Source organism: Candidatus Rubrimentiphilum sp., from assembly GCA_035710515.1.
GTDB lineage: Bacteria > Vulcanimicrobiota > Vulcanimicrobiia > Vulcanimicrobiales > Vulcanimicrobiaceae > Rubrimentiphilum.
This window is the reverse complement of the sequence record DASTDE010000001.1, coordinates 576,330-590,452: the sequence shown is the minus strand read 5'-3', so window position 1 is coordinate 590,452 and position 14,123 is coordinate 576,330. Positions and strand designations below refer to the sequence as shown.

General features: G+C 59.6%; 19 protein-coding genes. 11 read left to right on the top strand and 8 right to left on the bottom strand.

Translation table 11 applies throughout. The features are described 5' to 3' along the window. Window positions 1-6: 6 nt before the first annotated feature. Together VFO29_03000 and VFO29_02995 are read right to left on the bottom strand one after the other, a co-directional pair. The gene (locus VFO29_03000) at window positions 7-948 is read right to left on the bottom strand and encodes an antibiotic biosynthesis monooxygenase (protein ID HET9392483.1); all 942 of its coding nucleotides are present in this window, start codon (window positions 946-948) and stop codon (window positions 7-9) included. After that, window positions 945-3,092: a multicopper oxidase domain-containing protein gene (locus VFO29_02995; protein ID HET9392482.1), complete on the bottom strand. Its 2,148-nt coding sequence runs from the start codon at window positions 3,090-3,092 to the stop codon at window positions 945-947. Before VFO29_02995 ends, VFO29_03000 begins: the two co-directional genes overlap by 4 nt. A gap of 320 nt (window positions 3,093-3,412) precedes the next feature. Here VFO29_02995 and VFO29_02990 point away from each other — a divergent pair, with 320 nt between their 5' ends. The 3 genes from VFO29_02990 (at window position 3,413) to VFO29_02980 (ending at window position 4,961) form a co-directional block, all read left to right on the top strand. Further along, window positions 3,413-3,715, top strand: a complete 303-nt coding sequence (locus VFO29_02990) for a hypothetical protein (protein HET9392481.1) — start codon at window positions 3,413-3,415, stop codon at window positions 3,713-3,715. Between the two features lie 71 nt (window positions 3,716-3,786). Then, window positions 3,787-4,281 (top strand): hypothetical protein, encoded by a 495-nt coding sequence (locus tag VFO29_02985; GenBank protein HET9392480.1) that lies wholly within the window; start codon window positions 3,787-3,789, stop codon window positions 4,279-4,281. Next, the gene (locus tag VFO29_02980; GenBank protein HET9392479.1) at window positions 4,278-4,961 is read left to right on the top strand and encodes a YkgJ family cysteine cluster protein; all 684 of its coding nucleotides are present in this window, start codon (window positions 4,278-4,280) and stop codon (window positions 4,959-4,961) included. Before VFO29_02985 ends, VFO29_02980 begins: the two co-directional genes overlap by 4 nt. A 9-nt stretch (window positions 4,962-4,970) precedes the next feature. On the opposite strand, the gene VFO29_02975 is transcribed toward VFO29_02980, so the two are convergent. Continuing rightward, on the bottom strand, window positions 4,971-5,588 hold the full coding sequence (locus VFO29_02975; protein ID HET9392478.1) for a hypothetical protein: 618 nt from the start codon (window positions 5,586-5,588) through the stop codon (window positions 4,971-4,973). Between the two features lie 154 nt (window positions 5,589-5,742). Here VFO29_02975 and VFO29_02970 point away from each other — a divergent pair, with 154 nt between their 5' ends. The 5 genes from VFO29_02970 to VFO29_02950 all read left to right on the top strand — a co-directional run bounded on the left by VFO29_02970 (window position 5,743) and on the right by VFO29_02950 (window position 8,574). Beyond that, window positions 5,743-6,144: a hypothetical protein gene (locus tag VFO29_02970; GenBank protein HET9392477.1), complete on the top strand. Its 402-nt coding sequence runs from the start codon at window positions 5,743-5,745 to the stop codon at window positions 6,142-6,144. Between the two features lie 50 nt (window positions 6,145-6,194). After that, window positions 6,195-6,551, top strand: coding sequence for an STAS domain-containing protein (locus tag VFO29_02965; GenBank protein HET9392476.1), 357 nt, complete (start codon window positions 6,195-6,197; stop codon window positions 6,549-6,551). 20 nt (window positions 6,552-6,571) lie between these two features. Then, a complete protein-coding gene (locus VFO29_02960) occupies window positions 6,572-6,877 on the top strand; it encodes a cupredoxin family copper-binding protein (protein ID HET9392475.1) in 306 nt (101 codons plus the stop codon). 81 nt (window positions 6,878-6,958) lie between these two features. After that, window positions 6,959-7,417 (top strand): OsmC family protein, encoded by a 459-nt coding sequence (locus VFO29_02955; protein ID HET9392474.1) that lies wholly within the window; start codon window positions 6,959-6,961, stop codon window positions 7,415-7,417. Between the two features lie 35 nt (window positions 7,418-7,452). Then, a complete protein-coding gene (locus VFO29_02950; GenBank protein HET9392473.1) occupies window positions 7,453-8,574 on the top strand; it encodes an MFS transporter in 1,122 nt (373 codons plus the stop codon). On the opposite strand, the gene VFO29_02945 is transcribed toward VFO29_02950, so the two are convergent. Continuing rightward, a complete protein-coding gene (locus VFO29_02945; GenBank protein ID HET9392472.1) occupies window positions 8,571-9,047 on the bottom strand; it encodes a hypothetical protein in 477 nt (158 codons plus the stop codon). The genes VFO29_02950 and VFO29_02945 overlap by 4 nt on opposite strands. An 82-nt stretch (window positions 9,048-9,129) precedes the next feature. Between VFO29_02945 and VFO29_02940 the strand changes: the two genes are divergently transcribed. Next, window positions 9,130-10,626, top strand: coding sequence for a retroviral-like aspartic protease family protein (locus VFO29_02940; GenBank protein HET9392471.1), 1,497 nt, complete (start codon window positions 9,130-9,132; stop codon window positions 10,624-10,626). On the opposite strand, the gene VFO29_02935 is transcribed toward VFO29_02940, so the two are convergent. Continuing rightward, window positions 10,623-11,183, bottom strand: coding sequence for a thymidine kinase (locus VFO29_02935; protein ID HET9392470.1), 561 nt, complete (start codon window positions 11,181-11,183; stop codon window positions 10,623-10,625). The genes VFO29_02940 and VFO29_02935 overlap by 4 nt on opposite strands. 116 nt (window positions 11,184-11,299) lie before the next feature. Here VFO29_02935 and VFO29_02930 point away from each other — a divergent pair, with 116 nt between their 5' ends. Next, window positions 11,300-12,247: a hypothetical protein gene (locus VFO29_02930; protein ID HET9392469.1), complete on the top strand. Its 948-nt coding sequence runs from the start codon at window positions 11,300-11,302 to the stop codon at window positions 12,245-12,247. On the opposite strand, the gene VFO29_02925 is transcribed toward VFO29_02930, so the two are convergent. The 3 genes from VFO29_02925 to VFO29_02915 are packed head-to-tail and all read right to left on the bottom strand — an operon-like array spanning window position 12,244 to window position 13,547. After that, window positions 12,244-12,819 carry a hypothetical protein gene (locus tag VFO29_02925; protein ID HET9392468.1) on the bottom strand — a complete coding sequence of 192 codons (576 nt, stop codon included), beginning with the start codon at window positions 12,817-12,819 and terminating at the stop codon, window positions 12,244-12,246. The two genes, VFO29_02930 and VFO29_02925, sit on opposite strands and share 4 nt — an antisense overlap. 9 nt (window positions 12,820-12,828) lie before the next feature. Next, window positions 12,829-13,371 (bottom strand): GNAT family N-acetyltransferase, encoded by a 543-nt coding sequence (locus VFO29_02920; GenBank protein HET9392467.1) that lies wholly within the window; start codon window positions 13,369-13,371, stop codon window positions 12,829-12,831. Beyond that, the gene (locus VFO29_02915) at window positions 13,368-13,547 is read right to left on the bottom strand and encodes a hypothetical protein (protein HET9392466.1); all 180 of its coding nucleotides are present in this window, start codon (window positions 13,545-13,547) and stop codon (window positions 13,368-13,370) included. The genes VFO29_02920 and VFO29_02915 overlap by 4 nt, the downstream gene beginning before the upstream one ends. 64 nt (window positions 13,548-13,611) lie before the next feature. Between VFO29_02915 and VFO29_02910 the strand changes: the two genes are divergently transcribed. Beyond that, window positions 13,612-14,067: a hypothetical protein gene (locus tag VFO29_02910; protein HET9392465.1), complete on the top strand. Its 456-nt coding sequence runs from the start codon at window positions 13,612-13,614 to the stop codon at window positions 14,065-14,067. Window positions 14,068-14,123 lie beyond the last annotated feature (56 nt).

Here is a 14,123-nt window from a genome sequence, read left to right as displayed (position 1 = left end):
CTTCCTTTATAGAAGGCGCCAGAACACAGCGAGTTCGATAGCGAAGATAAGCGCTGCCGCGAGCGGTCCCGCAAGGCCCACCCAGCTTGGCCGGCCGTCAGGAAAGAGCCACCAGCGAAACGCCTTGATCGCCAGCGGCATCAACGGATAGGTGACGAGGGCGACACTGATCGAGTTGCCGATCAGCGTTGCGAGGGCAGAGTTCAAAACACGTAAATGCGGCGAAAGAAATTTCAGCTCGAGCATGACGATTGGAAACAGCACCATCACGACAAGGATCGCCGTCTTCCAATCGGGCGGTGATTTTCCGGTAACCGGATCCTTCGGTACCCAACCCGGGAACGACGTGTCGACGCGGTGCACGAGCACGCGGTTGGTGAGGCCCTCGGACTCTTTTAACAGTGCTGCACGCTGCGGCGAGTTGAGCCAGGCGTTGAGTTTGTCGACGGTGTCGAAGCGCAACAGGGTCGTCCACACGTTGTCGCCGGGCTCCGGCGCTTGCACGTAGGAGCCGCGGAAGCCGGGGAACGTGCCTTCCATTTCATCGGTGCGCTTGGCCCAATCGCGATACTCCGCTTCCTTTCCGGGTTTGAGCTCGGTGACGATCACCTCGGTCGCGCTGTTCTGCACGTAGAACTCGGTGGCGGCGCCGCCGACGAGTTGCGTAACGTGGCCGTCTTCAACCAGAGGTTCGGCCTCGGCAATCAGCCCACGGAATGTTTCGGAAGTCCGCCACGCGCGTAACGCATCGACCGATTCGAAGCGCATGGTCGCAACCCACTCTTCTTGGTCGGGCGGCGCCGGCGGCCAAAACTCGCAGCTTAGACCGCCTTTGAACGCCAGCATCGCTTTCTGCAGCCGCGACGCCCATTGCGCAAAGTCGCTTGCGGCGGCCGTGCGCGGCTCTGCGGCTACCAAAAAGTGCGCGCTGCTCTCGCCGCCGTTCACTTCACAACGATCATCGGGCGCATCATCTCATTATCTTCGTGGTCGATAAAATGACAGTGCCAAATGTAACCTGGCCCTTGGGTCGGATCAAATGGGAATTTGTTTTGCCCCGTATAGTCGATGGCTCTCCCGTTGGCAACCGCCGGCAGATCCTGCGGCGTGAAGCGTACGACAACGCGCGTCACGTGACCGCAAGAAGCAATAACGGTGTCTTTCCAGCCACCCTCTTCAAGTCTCGCCGGTCCGTTCGTGCCATCCACGGTGCCGTCGTCCATACAATACGGCAGCGTCCTCTTTAGGAAAAACTTTGTGACGTCAGGATTTCCGCCGAGGGCGCCGGCGCTATTCGGGACATTGTACGGTCTTGGCGGACCGGACTCGGGATTGCACCGGCCGTGTCCAAACGCCGCGTAGTAGGCGGGGCCGTACGCGGCCAGATCGAACGGAATCCGGCCGATGACTTGAAATTGCACCAAGTGCACGTGGATCGGGTGGTCGTCGTTGCTCAAGTCGATGATGTCCCAGACTTCCGTCGATCCCACGCGCGGCTTCTCCGTCGCCTTGGCGCTAAACTTCGTGTTGTTCAGCAGCATGGTGTTGATGACGTCGCCGTTGCCTGCGCCGGGCCAGTGACAGCCGCCCGATCCAAAGATCGGATTCAGCGTCAGTTGACGGTAGACTTGAACCTTCTTTCCGTCCGCAATCGGCGAGCTCAGCGGCAAACCGCCTCTCGTTCCGGGCAACCGGACGATCTTCGCCAGCCCCGGAGCTACGCTGCTGCCCGCACCGCGCAACGGCGCACCGCTAGCCGGATTGTAGCTTACGTCGGCCGCAGCGCTCGGCGAGACGATGAATCGCATCACCTGGCCTTGCAGTGCGGGCGTGAATTTTGCAAACTTGCTGGGATACGGCGTAACGGCGTCGTTGCGGACCGTAATGGCTTTTCCGCGGTACGCGGCAAAATCGACGATTATGTCATACCGTTCGCCGGGCGAAAACAGCAGATGATCGATCTTCACCGGTTTGTCGAGCAGACCGCCATCGTTGCCGATTACGTAGAACGGCGCTTTGGTCTCGCAGGTAGTCACGCAAAACTGCAGGTTGAAGAAACGATCGTTCGCGCCGTCTAAAAGGCGCAGCCGGTAGCGCTTCGCGGCAACGTTGAACTTGGGCCAACTTTTGCCGTTGACCGTGATGACGTCGCCGAAAAATTCCGGCATCCAGTACGGATGCAGCTTCGGATTTTGCAGCGGTCCGTCCAAACCCGAAGGATAGCCGTCCGGGAACAGGAGCTGGCCGTTCGTGTCAAACTGGCGGTCTTGCAGAACGAGTTCGACTTCTTGCCGTCCGGCCGGAAGTTTGCGCGCGCCCGGGACGCCGTCGTCGCCGTTGCCGCGGATCAAATAGAAGGCTTCCATGCCGGCGTAAACATTCAGCCGGGTCGTGCCGAGCGTGTGGTCGTGGAACCACAGCGTCGTCGGTTCTTGGGTGTTGGGATAACCGTAAACGTTGGTGCTAAACCCGGGGCCGCGGGCCTTCACTCCCGGCGTGAACCACGAGTTCGGGTTGCCGTCGAAAGCCGAAGGATCCTCGGCGCCGTGCAAATGCGTGACGGCCGGAATCGCGCCGAGATAAGGCGTGGCGTTTCCCATGCCGCGCGTCGACATCGGCGAGTGTGCCGGGTTCGCCCAATCGATACTTTGATCGATGGTCAGCGTTCGAGCGAGGTTCGAACTCAGGTTGTTCCGGTAATCCGCGAAGGCGCCATGACCTCGCGTTACAACGACGGTGTATCCGGGATACAGGCCCTTGATCGGCGACGCCGGATAGTGCTTCGTACCTTGATCTATTCCGTAGCCGTAGACCGCGGTGCCGCCGGAATACGGCGCCGCCAATGTCGCATAAAATGAAGACGGCAGAATTTTCTGCTGGAACGCTTCAAACCTCACCCGGTAGGGCACGTCGCCGTTCACTCGCCCGAGGACGGAAAAATCCGGCAGGTTCTCAACGAATTGCGGGATTCGCAAGGCGTTCAGCGGTTTCTGGCGGACCAGTTTGCTCGCCGAAACACTCGAACCGGCGACCGCGATCAACGCGACGGTGACTCCCACTGCACGCGCAAAACCAAAAAAAGGCTTGGCCATCAAGAAACCTCCCCGCGCGGTAGGTTGGCCGAACAAAGGAGGCGCCCTCTGTGAAGGCGCACCTCGAGGAGACAGCTACTTCGGTCGGAGGTTTTATGTCCGGTCTCTTCGTTCTATTAGCGTGCCTTGCAATCGCATTCGCAATGGCCGTCCCCAGCGTCGTACGCGCATCCGGGATCTCCGCGAAGCCTCCCGTTACGTCGGTTGTCGCCACAGAAAGCCAACCTATCTTTCTTAAGCTTGACGGGCTGATCAGCCTGAATTACCAGAAGTTTGACTGGACGAACAAAATGACACCGGCCCAGTGCAGAAGCCTCGTCGTGACGGCTCGCTCGGGCGTTGGCGGCTCCGGACCTATCATCGCAAAGACGAACGCGATGCCTGGAAAAGCGCCGGGCACATGCGTCTATTCAATGAAAGTACCGGCCAATCAGGACCTTGCCGTCGGCGTCGAGTCGTTCAGCTGGGGCAGCACGCAGAATAAGTCGGCACGGAGCACAAACGACAAAATGATTGTCGACGTCAAAGGCGAGAGCTCGTTCTACAAGTTCGTCTATAAGCAGCACTTGGGCGCTTCGCAAGCCAACCTGCCGCTCTACGTCAAGTTGGCGCCGAGGCAATAAGCACTGAATCGCGACTAGACCACTGGCTTCGCTGTCCCGACAAGACTTGCTGCTCGTACTACACCGTATTCGTGACCGGAGACGATCTGGCACGAATCGCCCGCACGCTTGCAGTCCCGCCATGGACGTTCACGGCTGCACTCCCATGCGGTATCGGAGAGTTCGGCGCATTCGCGCTTGATAAGAGCGATCAACGGTTCCGTGCCGCGCTGGTGCGTCTTCGCCTGCGCGAAGAAGACTCTCCCTTCTGTACATTTCTGGTGCGCACTCCCGGCGGCGCTGGTCGCTGCGGTTTAGGTGAGGGACGGCCCGCGACGTGCTGCACGTTTCCGGCGCAGCTCGTTGACGACGAGATTCAATTCGAAACATCCGGCTGCACCTGCGATTGGTCCGGCGTCGCCGGCGAGCCGGGAGATCGCGACGCACTGCGCTTACAAGAGGAAGCGCGCCAACGCTACGTAGCCGTTGTGGAATCGTGGAACGAGTACGTGGCGCAGACGACGCAGCCGGGAACAATCACATACGAAGATTTCTGCCGTTATCTGCTGGACACATATTCGTCGTGAGCGACTCTTGCGCGGCCTGTACCGGACTCTGCTGTTATGACGTCGTCGTGCGCGTGACCGGCTACGACGCTTGGCGGATCAAGCGCGCGCAGGCACTGCCTTTTGAGCAATTTTTGGCGATCGGTCCGGACATGCCCGCGGCACCGGGCGCATTTATGCTTGATGGAGAGCGCAGCGCGCTCTATCTCGGAAAGAATTCAGAGAACTCTCGCGCGTGCACGTTCCTGATGCATCTCTCCGGCGGCGTGCAGCGCTGCGGAATTTACGCAAACCGGCCTAGCGTCTGTGCGGTTTATCCGATGACGTTCACCAACGGTTCGGTTGCGCTGCGCAGCGACGTCCGGTGCGACAAGTCAAATTGGAACATGGCCACGATTACGTATCCCCGCTGGAGGCACGCTCTTCTGAAGCATCTCTTCGAGACGCATCTGTACGACCGGGTCGCGGCCGCCTGGAACGAGATCCCGGCGGCAGCGAATCCAAGTCTCGCGAAATACTACGCCTATATCGAACGGTGCTTTGACGCGATCGATACTATGCGCTTAGATGCCGGCGAAAAGAATTTCGACGAGCTCATCCTTCGCTGGCAACAGGCCGGCGGCCAAACTTCCGAGACGCCGGCCGAAGACTTTCTCAAGCAGGTCGATCGCGTCAGCGCAGCAGAGGCCGCAGCGGTATGAAGCGCGTGGTTACGGCCGGAGTACTGCCTCGTCGACGTGCCGTAGTTTAAGCTCACCTTCGATCATCTCGGGCGGCCCGGCGACCAAATGGCCGGCGTTTTCTTGCATGTAAGCGGTGGCACGGCGTGTCGCTTCGTGCGCGCTGTCGCGATCGCGCCACGTGCTCAGCGTCATGAACTCATCCGGCCCGACTTGCGTCATGGACATGTTGACGAACCCGGGCACCCCGGAAACCATCGGCACGAACTTGTCGCGCATAAAGGCGACCATCTCATGAAACTTGCCCGCCTGCACCTTACCGCGGCGCAGCAAGCCGTACGCCGGCTCGCCGGTGCGGCGCTCGTGAAATTGCACTTCGCCTTCCATGATTCGCGGCGGTCCGTCAACTGCCGAAGCCAGGTTCTCCTTAACCCAATCTGCGGCAAGACGAACGGACTCATCGGCGCCGGCGCGATCTTGAAAGAACCCCGTTGTAACGAGATCGCCGTCCGTCGTACGCGCCACGGAGTAGCCGACGTAGCCCGGCGCCTTCGAAACGATTGGTAAGAACCCGTCGCGGACTTGGTCGATCAGCTTGGTGAAGTCTTCAACGGGCTTCATCTTATATTGGCGGACCACACAAAACATTGGGCGGGCTCCTTTCGAGCGGCGAGGGCGTTCAGCGTTCCGCGCCCGGTCGAGGGGTACCCGGTCGAGGGCATTGGTCCGTGGCGGTCTTGGACAGCATGGCGATGGCCTGGTTGGTATTTGGCCTGGGATTCCGGTGGGTATATGGGGTGTCATGAAGGCCTTATCGGAGGAGCACCCGGTCGAGTTCCGGGCCCACGAGCACGCGATGTCCAGCAACATTCGCGACGTAGTTCGCGAGCTCGAAAAGGCGCTCGGCGCCACCATGGTCGCCGCGATCGGCGGCGTCAGCGAGGCACGCGCCGTCAAACAGTGGATGACCGACCGCGAGCCGCAGCGCCCGCACGTGTTGCGATTCGCGCTTCAGTTGGCGTGGATTATCTGCGAAAAGAGCGACCGCCACACTGCGCGAGCCTGGTTCCAGGGCGTCAACCCGCACCTGAACGACGCCGTGCCGCTGCTCCTCTTACGCCAGCGGCCCCTCTACGAGGTGCAAGGTCCGCTGATGGCGGCGGCTCGGGCGTTCAGAGGACATGCCATAACGGAGAGCGCCTAGAATCCCCGCTTGAATCTTGCCGCGCCGGCACTATACTAGTGGTTGGAAAGGTGGGCGCTAGAATCTCGTATCACCCGAACGCGGCATTTATACGCGAAGAGTTTGATGCTGTCATAGTACTGCATGTCTTCGGCGAGCTCGATATCTCCAACGCCAAAGAGTTTGAGACGGCCGTTAAGATTGCCGAAGAGTCGCTCGAGCCGGACAAGCTGCTGGTCATCGACTTGGCGACCTGCACCTTCCTCGATTCCACCGCGCTGCAAGTTGTCGTCAGGGCGCATCAGCGAAACGGCGACCGTCTCTGCGCGGTCGTTCCGGAGGCCAGCGTCATTCACCGGGTCTTTAAAATCACCAGCCTCGACACGAGGATCCCGATCGCGGAGAGCCTGAGTAAGGTTTTGCAGTAGGGCCGCGAATCTGTAGTGCGATGAAGTACGCACTCGCAGTTCTCGCGCTTACCTTGCTTACTGCAGCGGCCCCGAAGCCCGCACTCGTCGTACACCTTACGGATTTTTCATTTAAACCGGCGTCGGCGACCGTCAGCGTGGGCGACACCGTGGAGTTCGTGAACGACGATCCGTTTCCGCATACCGTGACCGCAGCTAACGGCACGTTTGATTCGGGAAATCTCGACGAGCACAAGTCGTGGAGCTACACGTTCAAGAAAGCCGGCACGTACGCACTCGTGTGCACGTATCATCCCAACATGAAGGGCATGATCACGGTACGGTAGCCCTTCGATACGTCAGGGCCCCCTTCGACAGGCTCAGGACTTCGGCACTAAAGGTAGCTCGCGGTCGTTCGATACCTCACGATGACAAAACATCACTTTAAGACCACGACCCGGTGGACCGGCAACCTGGGAAGCGGTACGAACTCGTACCGCGAGTATTCGCGCGATCACGAAATAACGTCAGCGAATAAGATCTCGCAAATCCCCGGATCGAGCGCAAAAGCGTATCGCGGCGATGAGAGCCGCTATAATCCCGAAGAACTCCTCGTCGCCTCGCTCTCCGCCTGTCACATGTTGTGGTTTTTGCATTTGTGCGCGGATGCGAAGATCGTGGTGACCGCCTACGAGGATGAGGCCGAGGGTACCATGCGGGCCAATGCCGACGGCAGCGGCGAGTTTGAAGAAGTCGTTCTCCACCCGCGCGTGCAGCTTGCGGATCCCGAACGTTCGAACGATGCAACAGCCTTGCACGAACGTGCGCACGCGATGTGTTTCATCTCGCGCTCGGTAAATTTCCCCGTTAAGTGTCTTCCACAATAAGCGCGAAGCGCACCGCGTTTCGCTTCGTCTTCTTAATGAGCCTCGTCAGTCTGTTCGCAGACATGACGTACGAAGGCGGCCGCAGCGTCACCGGTCCGTTTTTTGCATTTCTTGGCGCCAGCGGCGCGGTGGTCGGCTTTGTTGCCGGCTTCGGCGAGCTCTTGGGTTTTGGGTTACGCTACTTCTCGGGGATCGCTGCCGATCGCACCGGGAAGTATTGGGGAACGGCGCTGCTCGGATACACGATCAACGTACTCAGCGTTCCGGCCTTGGCCCTCGCGCGCTCGTGGCCCGGTGCTGCCGCGCTGGTCGTCGGCGAGCGCATCGGGCGCGGCGTGCGCAAACCGGCTTCGAACGCGCTGATCTCCTACGCGGGATCCGAGCTCGGGCACGGCTGGGTCTTCGGATTTCGCGAGGCGATGGATCAAACCGGCGCGACGATCGGGCCGATTCTCGTCGCGTTCATCTTGTATTTTCACGGCGGATTCGAGCGCGCATTCGGCGCACTTTTCGTGCCGGCGCTTCTCGCCATCATCGTTTTGATCGTGGCGTGGCGGCAGTTTCCCGTGCCGCGCCACCTCGAGACGAAACCGATCGCGGTCGGCGGCAACCAGCAGCGCTCCTTTTGGCTCTATGCCATCGGCGGCGCGTGTCTGGGAGCGGGCTTTGCCGACTTCGCACTGATCTCGTTTCACTTCAGTAAAATGGGCGTCTTCAAACTGGGGCTTATCCCGATTCTTTATGCGGCTGCGATGCTGGTCGGTGCTATTGGATCACCGCTCTTGGGGAAAGCGTACGATCGCTACGGCAACGCCGTGTTGGTCGGCGCGTTCGGACTCACCGCGATCTTTGCGCCGCTTGCATTCCTGGGAACGTCGTGGGCGGCGTTCGCCGGCGTCTTGCTGTGGGGACTGGGCATGGCCGCGCAGGACACGCTTTTTCCGGCCGTGATCGTTCAACTTGCCGCTGCCGACCGGCGAGCGACGGCCCTTGGAACGTTCGACGCAATCTACGGCGTTGCGTGGTTCTTGGGAAGCAGCGTGATGGGACTGCTGTACGATCGCAGTTTTACCGCGCTCGTCATCTTCTCGCTCGTGCTGCAGGCCGCCGGTTTGCCGCTACTCGTTGTGGCAGGCCGCCGGCTCCGAAGCGCTTAGGTTCTAAACTGCTGTAAGGCGAAGCTGCACGAGTTGAACGTGCTGTCATTCGCCAGAGTCAACTCGGCCGTATATGTGGAGTTAAACTGCAGCGGACCGAACGAGGACTGGTAATAAAAGTCTGAGTCGTACGGGTGCGGACCGTTCGGATACGCCACCGGCTGAAGCGAACCGCCGGGGATGCGATTTCCAAAATCATCGATCAGCGTGACGTTAAACGTCTGATAGCTCCGGCCCAGATAATTGTTGTTGCCGCTCGCGACAATCACGATCTGTCCGATATTTGGATTGACGCCGCTCTGGAACGGAACCGGGTTTGCGAGCTGCACCTGCGTGCCTGGATCGCACGAGCCGCCGCCGAGCGCTCCACCGATACCGCCGCCGCCTAAGATGCCTCCGAGGCCTGCGCCGCCGCAGCTCGCCAACCCAAGCGCGAATACGGAGAGTGTGAAGAATCGGATGATGCGTATCATATCGGAATACCTCACCGGAAAAACGACCGCTTCGAGCGGCGTGTTTCACAGTAAACGTTAAGCGGAAGGCGAAAGCAGGCGAATGATGCGCGTCTTGATGGTTGCTTTACTTTTGTTGCCGACACTGGCGGCCGCTGCGCCGCAGTACGATCCTTCCGCGATGACCGCGCCGGCCTTACTTGAGCGAGCCGACAAGGCAATCGGAACGCTCGCACCCGGAAGTTACGTCAGAACGTACGTCTCCGATGGCGGCGGCCTGCATACCGACGGCACAACCAAAATCTCGGGCGACGACCGCGAGACCGTCGAACACTCGGGGCCGTTCACGAGGGCGTTCGGAACCTACCATGGCCAACAGTGGCGGCAGAACGAAAACGGTGTCGTCATCCGGCAGACCGGTTTTCACGACACCGAGGATCTTGACGCGAATGCCTTGTCGCGCGCGGACAGCTCGACCGCCATCCGTATGCTTGGCGTCACGCATGATGCAGCGCAACAGTATGTTTTGGAAGTGACGCCGCTTGGCGCGCCCCGCGAGTTGCGTTACTACGACGCCCAGACGTACTTGCTCGATCGCATCGAGATCACCGGCGCCGACCGCCGCACGCGAGTCTGGACGTTTTCACGATACCGGCCGGTCTTCGGCGAGCTTATTCCTTACACGGTGCGCTTCACTGACGGCCGGCCCGCCAACGACACCGTCACGACGATTACGTCTTTCGTCGCCTCGTCGATACAAGTGCCGGGAATTCCGCCGAGCCGCAAGCTGATCGACACTTCTCACTCCGCGCCGATACCGATTCCGGCTACCTTCAATTATACCGGCATCGTCGTTCCGGTTACGATCGCAGGCACGTCGTACAATTTTTTGCTGAACAGCGGCGCGGACGGCTTGATGTTGGCGCCGCAGCTCGCCGCGCGGCTGGGATACAAACTCTACGGATTGAGCAGCACCACCATCGGCGATGATCAGGGCGCTTCACAAACGATCGTGCCGGACCTCGCGATCGGCGGGCTTCATTTAAATAACGTCGCCTTCAAGGTCGCTCCGCTGAATGTGCCCGACGATAACGACCATATCGTGGGCGTTCTAGGCCTGGATTTTTGGAGCAGTGCGGTTGTCGGACTCGACTTCAAGAACAAGACGGTCGCGCTCTATCCCGCCAGTACGGCGCCTCCGGACGCAAGCAGCCTGGGCGTTCTGCCGATTGTCATCGACGATGGTGTGCCCCGCGCGGCAGCTTCAATTGAAGGCGTGCAAGGCTTCTTTAAACTCGATACCGGCTCGTCGGGCACAGTTCTGTATCGCCACTATTTCGACCAGCTCCCCACGAAGACGTCGATGGAGATCGTCGTCGAAATACTGTGGATGGGCAGTGCCGTTGACATGGCGGGCTACACTGTGAACGACCTCGCCTTCGGCTCGACGCAGTTCAAACACGCAAATGTCGCCGTGCCGCCCGCCTCAACGCAAGACGATCCGCAGTATGACGGCCTTCTCGGGCGCAACATCATGGAGTACTACACGATGTACTTCGATTACGAGGGGCGCGCGGTCTATTTGAAACCGAATACTTAAGGATTGTAAAAACAGCGCCCGCAGGTCTGGATGTAGCGCGTCTCGCCTTCGATGGCGATCTGCGAACCCTGCGTGATGCGTTTTCCTGTTTCGTCGATGCGAACGTTCATCGTGGCCTTGCGTCCGCAGGCGCAAATTGTCTTTATCTCCTCGATGCTGTCCGCCAGCGTCAACAAGAGCGCCGACCCGGGGAACGCGTTGCCCAGGAAATCGCTGCGAAGGCCGTAGCAAATCACCGGAACGTTGCTCACATGCGCGATGCGATGAAGATCTCGCACTTGCTCGACAGTTAGGAACTGTGCTTCGTCAACAAGCAAGCACGAGAGATCGTGGACATCGCCCAGCGCCTTTGTAAATTCCGTCGCTTCATTGAAGGTTTCGACGTTGCGCTGCGGGCCGAGACGCGACGTGACGATGCCTTTGCCGAAGCGATTATCGATCTCGGCCGTAAAAATGCGAACCTTCCGGCCATGCTCTTCATAGTTGTGCGCGACTTGCAAAAGCGCGGTAGACTTGCCTGCGTTCATCGCGGAATATCGGAAATAGAGTTTGGCCATGGGCGCGGCTCATGGTTCGTTTTAGCTACGTGTCGTCCTGCGCTCAGCGAGGCCTGCAGGCCGCAAGGCCCGCACAGAGTAGCGTGGCGGCGCCGGCTGCGCTACAATGAGGTCGCATGCTCCACCTGGCAGCGATCGGCGCATGCGCAATCGCGCTCCGGCCCACGTCCGCGCCGCCGATCATCTTGAAAGACCCGTACGCTGTCTTTGCCGCGGCGCGAACGCGCTGGGAATCGGCCTCCTATCCCTCGCAACTGTCTTATGTCGTTGCTGTCACCGTCTCGCGGAGCGGAGTCACTTCCGCTGCACACTATCACTCATATTACGACGCCCTCGCGAATCAGGTTAACGTAACGGCGGTTAGCGATGAAGAGCTAGCTCATCCGTACACGCCGCATGGCATCAGCGTCTTCTTCAGTCCTTTTGGCGGCCACGTCCCGCTCAGTGCTCCAGAGCAAACCTTTGACTACCTCGGAGTGCCGGTACTTGCGCCAAATTACTCCTTCGGAATAAGTACGTACCAGCCACGCGCCCCTGATGCCAATAGCGAAGAGCTTGTAGCGGAAATCCGCCGCGAGTTTTGCGATCCCATGCCGGCAAGGCGGCAGCCGTCAACTGACTCGGGACTAAAAACGATCGCAAGCGTTGAAGTTGTGCGGCGATCGTACGTCATCACCATCAACGGTATCGTTATGATGAACGGTCACTCCGATTATCACTTGGGATTGCAGCCTGTGCGCGATCCCGGCCGGTACCGCTTGCGAGAGCTTTGGATCGACACCCGTTCGTTTGCAACGGATCAGCTGGCAACGCAGGGCAACTTTACACAGGGAGGGATGACAGATACCCGTTGGATGGTGTCGTTCCGTCAGATCAATGGCGCACCGTACATCGCAGCGGAGCACACCGATCAGCGATTCGTGCTGGCGCGACGTACCTACGATTCGGCTACGGTCGCTTTCGAAAGCGTGGTCGCGGACCGGATCCCCGCGTACTCCCCGTTGTCAACGTTCGCGTCCAACCAGGAAACGGGCGTGCCGCCGCTGATGGAACCCTCGCTCTAGCGCCGGAACGGTATTCGGATGATGTAAAAGCCCACCGTCGGCGCGTATTGCGCGATGGTGAGTCCAGTTCGGGGAAGCGGGAGTAAGCCGAGCTGCGTGGCGCGCTCTTCGCTGCCGAAACTCACGGTCAGGCAATCGCCGAAGGCCGCGAGGCCCTTCATAAATACATCCGGCTGAGAACCAGAGAGCCCAACCCGGATCACATACGATCCGTTTGGCGACGGCAGGACAGATGCATCGAATCCATATTGGGATTCGCTTAACGGCGCTGTCGTGCTCGCGGCGCTCCATTTTCTTCCGCCGCCTTCTTCTTGCACGAGTTTTGCGACAAGATCTCCCGCCGCGCGCACCATCGCCAATTCTCCCGGATCGCAATCTCTAAAAGAGGCGGGCGGCGGGACTGCACCCCCGTCGAGCGAGACGAGCTGCGGGAATGGCTTAGCATGAAAGGCGGTTCTCACAACCTGCTGCGTGTGGTGCTCCACGACAACATCCTGCGATAGAGCGGGGCGCGTCATCATTGCCAGACCGGCGATGATGAGGACAATTCTACAACATGTTCTTTGAATCATTACACCCTTCTATCTACTTTTGAGTTCGTACAGGTATTCGTCGCCGTCGTTGCCGTGACCCCGCACGACCGCTGCTCGCGTCTCGACGCGCCGAAACCCGAGCGATTCCACGAGGCGAAACGAAGCGTTGTTGCGTGTATCCATCTCCGCGTAAACGCGCTCTACGTCGTGCACGTCAAGCAGATGCGACACCACCGTAGCCACCGCTTCACGCCCGTACCCTTTGCGTTGACAAGCCGCAAATATTCCGTACGCGATGTAAGCGTTGCTTTGATCTGGAAAGATTGTGGCTTGAACCGTGCCGACGAGCCCGCCGCTAATCCGGTTGCGACACGCCCAGTTCTCGCGAACCTCGCCTTTCACATGACCTGGATTCGACCACAAATCGTAAATCGCGCGTAAATGCTCGCACGATTTTGGACGCAAACTCGGGAAGAACGTCCACATTTCCGAATCGTCAAGATGCGGCCACGCTTCATCCGCATGCTTCGGCGTAATGGGCTCTAAATCCAGACGCGCAGTTTGTAGCGCGTGCGCAACGCTGGTCGTCACTCCGGTGGGAATGGGAGGGCGTTTGCGCCGGAAAGCGTGGGCACCCGCGGCGGAATCTTTGCGGGCACGCCCGCCGACCCTTGCGCGTCATCCGGCGGCTGCGGTTTGCGCAGCACGCGGCCTGGCTTCTTTCGCCCGATTCCAAGGAGTTCGCGCAGTTTGGTGAGCAAGGACATGCTCACACTATACTACAGGAACCGCCATATCGCTTAGGGAGGAACGCCCGGCTTAAGGGTAACCATGGCAACGCACGTCTACGAAAGCCATCCCACAAAATGCCCGTATCATCGCGCGCGCGAGTATTTGCACGAATCCCTGGAAGCCGTCGCCAAGGATAACCGCGTTACGACTCTCGGCCTCACCGCAGGAGCGCTGGCGAAACCAGTTTTGGTCACGTACAAGCACGGCAGCGACGCGATGCATTTCGACGAGCCATGGCTCATCCGTTGGACGCCGGAGGGCGGCGGGCCATATCCCGATTTCGACGGCGAGCTCACGGTGCGCGCAGACGATAGTTATCGCAATTCGTTACTCGAATTGCGCGGAGAGTACGTGCCGCCTCTGGGCGCAGTCGGGGAAGTATTCGATTTCGCACTTGGTTCACGTATCGCTGCGACCACCGCGCGCGCACTTCTTCAGCAAATCGCGGATCATATGGAAACGCGGTTCAACGAAGAGGAAGCGGCGAAAAAATAGGAGACCGGGTATGAGGGAAATTCGCGCTACGCGATATTGCGCGTGTCCATTTTCCG

What these genes read in the sequence shown, in the direction of transcription:
- VFO29_02995 (HET9392482.1), bottom strand. Translation starts at nt 3,092, where the DNA reads ATGGCCAAGCCTTTTTTTGGTTTTGCGCGTGCAGTGGGAGTCACCGTC.
- VFO29_02975 (HET9392478.1), bottom strand. Translation starts at nt 5,588, where the DNA reads ATGTTTTGTGTGGTCCGCCAATATAAGATGAAGCCCGTTGAAGACTTC.
- VFO29_02970 (HET9392477.1), top strand. Translation starts at nt 5,743, where the DNA reads ATGAAGGCCTTATCGGAGGAGCACCCGGTCGAGTTCCGGGCCCACGAG.
- VFO29_02960 (HET9392475.1), top strand. Translation starts at nt 6,572, where the DNA reads ATGAAGTACGCACTCGCAGTTCTCGCGCTTACCTTGCTTACTGCAGCG.
- VFO29_02955 (HET9392474.1), top strand. Translation starts at nt 6,959, where the DNA reads ATGACAAAACATCACTTTAAGACCACGACCCGGTGGACCGGCAACCTG.
- VFO29_02950 (HET9392473.1), top strand. Translation starts at nt 7,453, where the DNA reads ATGAGCCTCGTCAGTCTGTTCGCAGACATGACGTACGAAGGCGGCCGC.
- VFO29_02945 (HET9392472.1), bottom strand. Translation starts at nt 9,047, where the DNA reads ATGATACGCATCATCCGATTCTTCACACTCTCCGTATTCGCGCTTGGG.
- VFO29_02940 (HET9392471.1), top strand. Translation starts at nt 9,130, where the DNA reads ATGATGCGCGTCTTGATGGTTGCTTTACTTTTGTTGCCGACACTGGCG.
- VFO29_02935 (HET9392470.1), bottom strand. Translation starts at nt 11,183, where the DNA reads ATGGCCAAACTCTATTTCCGATATTCCGCGATGAACGCAGGCAAGTCT.
- VFO29_02930 (HET9392469.1), top strand. Translation starts at nt 11,300, where the DNA reads ATGCTCCACCTGGCAGCGATCGGCGCATGCGCAATCGCGCTCCGGCCC.
- VFO29_02925 (HET9392468.1), bottom strand. Translation starts at nt 12,819, where the DNA reads ATGATTCAAAGAACATGTTGTAGAATTGTCCTCATCATCGCCGGTCTG.
- VFO29_02915 (HET9392466.1), bottom strand. Translation starts at nt 13,547, where the DNA reads ATGTCCTTGCTCACCAAACTGCGCGAACTCCTTGGAATCGGGCGAAAG.
- VFO29_02910 (HET9392465.1), top strand. Translation starts at nt 13,612, where the DNA reads ATGGCAACGCACGTCTACGAAAGCCATCCCACAAAATGCCCGTATCAT.